Annotated in this window: 1 protein-coding gene; it reads left to right on the top strand. The window is 71.1% G+C overall.

Features of this window, described 5'->3' with window-relative positions; genetic code table 11:
- Nucleotides 1–8: 8 nt before the first annotated feature.
- The coding region (locus IY392_RS18245; RefSeq protein ID WP_309234214.1) for a tRNA-dihydrouridine synthase at nucleotides 9–1,234 on the top strand (1,226 nt) is incomplete at its 3' end.

Below are 1,234 nucleotides of genomic sequence, written 5' to 3'. Positions count from 1 at the left end.
GACCCCAGGTGATCACAGAGTTCCCCCACGCTTTCTCCCCGTTCACGCTCGGCGCACTCACCCTGCGGAACCGTCTGGTCGCCCTGCCGGCCGGAACGAGCATGGCCACCGACGGTGTGCCCACCCACGGCGACCAGGAGCACTTCGAGCGCCTGGCCGCCGGCGGTGTCGGGTTGATCATCGGGGGCGCGACCGTGGTGCACCCCTCGACTACCCTGCGGTCCCGCAAGCTGGTCGAGGCCTACAACGACGAGGTGCTCCCCGCCTTCACGGACAAGGCGGCGGCTGTTCACCGGCACGGCGCCAAGATCATCGGTCAGCTGGTCCACCTGGGGCGTGAGTTCATCGGGGGCGAATCGGACTCGCCGCCCTCCGCGCCCTCGGCCGTCAAGACGGCCCGCGACGCCTACCCTCCCCACGAGCTGACGGTCGAGGAGATCGCGGACATCGTCGAGGGGTGGCGGGTCTCCGCCGCGAATCTGGCCCGCGCGGGGTACGACGGCGCCGAGATCCACGCCGCCCACGGCTACCTGCCGGCCCAGTTCATGTCCGCGCTCACCAACAGGCGGACCGACGGGTACGGCGGTGACCTCGTCGGCCGCATGAGATTCCTCGACGAGGTGGTCGCCGCCATGCGGGAGGCGATGCCCGAGAAAATGGTCCTGGGCGTGCGGCTCAGTGGGGAGGAGGATATCCCCGGCGGGATGGGGATGGAGAACTGCGTGAGGATCGCGCGGCACCTCGCCGACTCGGGGGCGGTCGACTACTTCAGCATCACGCACGGCACCCGCGGCACGTACGTCAAGGACGCCACGCATCCCGACGCCGTCGCCGTCGACTCCGCCGCGCGCATCCGCGCCGAGACCGGGATCCCCGTCCTCGTGGGTCAACGCATCCGCGACGCCGCGACCGCCGACCACATCATCAAGACCGGCAAGGCCGACCTGGTGGGCATGGCCCGGGCACTGTTGGCCGACCCGGACCTGCCGGCCAAGTCCGCTCAGGGGCGACTGGGCGAGATCCGCGGCTGCCTGGGTATCAACCAGGACTGCCGCGCCTTCGACCCGCACCTGCACTGCGCGGTCAACGCCGAGATCGGTCGGGGCCGCCACCGGAATGTGGGCGTCCGTGCGGCGGAGACGAAGGACATCTACGTGATCGGCGCAGGTCCGGCCGGACTCGAGGCCGCGCGCGTCGCCGCCGGCCGCGGCCACCGCGTGACCGTGTTCGAGAC

The sequence above is a fragment of the Dietzia sp. SYD-A1 genome (assembly GCF_015356725.1).
In the GTDB taxonomy this organism is placed as follows: domain Bacteria; phylum Actinomycetota; class Actinomycetes; order Mycobacteriales; family Mycobacteriaceae; genus Dietzia.
The sequence above is the reverse complement of the archived record's forward strand: the minus strand, read 5'-3'. Positions and strand labels throughout refer to the sequence as shown.